Below are 2,291 nucleotides of genomic sequence, written 5' to 3'. Positions count from 1 at the left end.
TACTGCTACCATTAACCCTGCCGGGGGAACTGCTCCTTATACAATCACTCCTGCACAAACAGGATTGAATGCCGGATTGCATACCTTCACTATTACAGATGCGAAATTATGTACTGTAAATAAAGACGTTACCATAACTGACGGTGACGGTACTCCTCCAGTAATTAGTCAATTACCAAATGAAACAACAATTAATTGTCCTGCAAAACCTGAGTTTGCACAAGCAACTGCAACGGACAATGTAGACACATCTGTTTCTTTAACTTTTGGCGATGTAACTACTCAAGATCAATGTGCAGGTTCTTATTCTGTAACAAGAACTTGGACAGCTGTTGACGATTGTGGCAATACTTCAACAAAATCACAAAAAATCAATGTTCAAGACATCACTGCTCCTACTTTTACAGTACCAACAAATATTACCATAAATGCTGGTGCAAATTGCATCGCAAACAGCAATCCTTCTGTAACAGGTACAGTAACAAACATAAACGACGCATGTGATTCAAATCCAACAGCTACTTATATCGATACAGAATGTTTTGGAGTTACAGAAAACAATGGATCCATAAATGCTGGAAATGGTAATTATTTTCCCTTTACTATTTCAGGATTTGATGATTTATCAGCAAGTAATATTGAAAAAATTGCTTTATCCTTTGAAACAAATCAAGGAAAAGGAAGAGCTGAATTCACTTTAGTTTCTCCTAGCGGACAAGGAGTGATATTAGTTGGTCCATATTGTACAGGTGGAAATTGTGATGATGCTACATCGAATTCACAAGAATTATATTTACCTGTATTTTATCCAAATAGCTCTGGTTACACTCAATGGAATAATGCTAATTTTATTCAAGATGGGATAAATCAAAATATGACTCCAAACGGAGGAACTACATCTCCAAATATAATCAATGGGTTAACTTCTTATGTATCAAGTTTTGAAAATCTTACTGGACCAATGAATGGTACTTGGTTTATTTATTCAAGAAAACAAGCAAATGTAAATGGAAGCATAGATTTTAACAGTATTTGTTTAACCCCAGCCAGTTCTTGTACAAGCAATAAAGTCATTACAAGAACATGGACGGTTACAGACGCTTGTGGTAATTTTTCTAAAGCAATTCAAACAATAAAAATTCAAGATAAAACTGCTCCGGTATTGAGCGAGGCTCCTGCCGATGTAACCGCAGAATGTTCTGCAGTTCCTGCTGCAGCTACTTTAACGGCTACTGATAATTGTGATGCGGCTCCTGTAGTGATTTTCGAAGAAGTTAGAACTGACGGAAATTGTGCCAGCAACTATACGCTAACCAGAACTTGGACTGCGACAGATGTTTGTGGAAACACTGCTTCTAAAGCACAGGTAATTACCGTTCAGGATAAAACTGCTCCGGTATTGAGCGAGACTCCTGCCGATGTAACCGCAGAATGTTCTGCTGTTCTTGCTGCTTCTACATTAACGGCCATTGATAATTGTGATGCGGCTCCTGTAGTGACTTTCGAAGAAGTTAGAACTGACGGAAATTGTGCCAGCAACTATACGCTAACCAGAACTTGGACTGCGACAGATGTTTGTGGAAACACTGCTTCTAAAGCACAAGTAATTACCGTTCAAGATAAAACTGCTCCGGTATTGAACGAGGCTCCTGCCGATGTAACCGCTGAATGTTCTGCAGTTCCTGCTGCAGCTACTTTAACGGCTACTGATAATTGTGATGCGGCTCCTGTAGTGACTTTCGAAGAAGTTAGAACTGACGGAAATTGTGCCAGCAACTATACGCTAACCAGAACTTGGACTGCGACAGATGTTTGTGGAAACACTGCTTCTAAAGCACAGGTAATTACCGTTCAAGATAAAACTGCTCCGGTATTGAGCGAGGCTCCTGCCGATGTAACCGCTGAATGTTCTGCAGTTCCTGCTGCAGCTACTTTAGCGGCTACTGATAATTGTGATGCGGCTCCTGTAGTGACTTTCGAAGAAGTTAAAACAAACGGAAATTGTACCAGCAACTATACGCTAACCAGAACTTGGACTGCGACGGATGTTTGTGGAAACACTGCTTCTAAAGCACAAGTAATTACCGTTCAGGATAAAACTGCTCCGGTATTGAGCGAGACTCCTGCCGATGTAACCGCTGAATGTTCTGCAGTTCCTGCTGCTACTACTTTAACGGCTACTGATAATTGTGATGCGGCTCCTGTAGTGACTTTCGAAGAAGTTAAAACAAACGGAAATTGTACCAGCAACTATACGCTAACCAGAACTTGGACTGCGACGGATGTTTGTG

Annotated in this window: 1 pseudogene; it reads left to right on the top strand. The window is 40.5% G+C overall.

What is annotated here, in order from left to right:
* A pseudogene (locus ACM55I_RS16270) lies at window positions 1-2,291 on the top strand (hypothetical protein); the annotation flags it as partial.

It is taken from the genome of Flavobacterium algoris, assembly GCF_048158525.1.
Classification (GTDB): Bacteria; Bacteroidota; Bacteroidia; order Flavobacteriales; family Flavobacteriaceae; genus Flavobacterium; species Flavobacterium algoris.
Note: the sequence above shows the minus strand (reverse complement) of the source record. Positions and strands in the feature narration are given on the sequence as shown.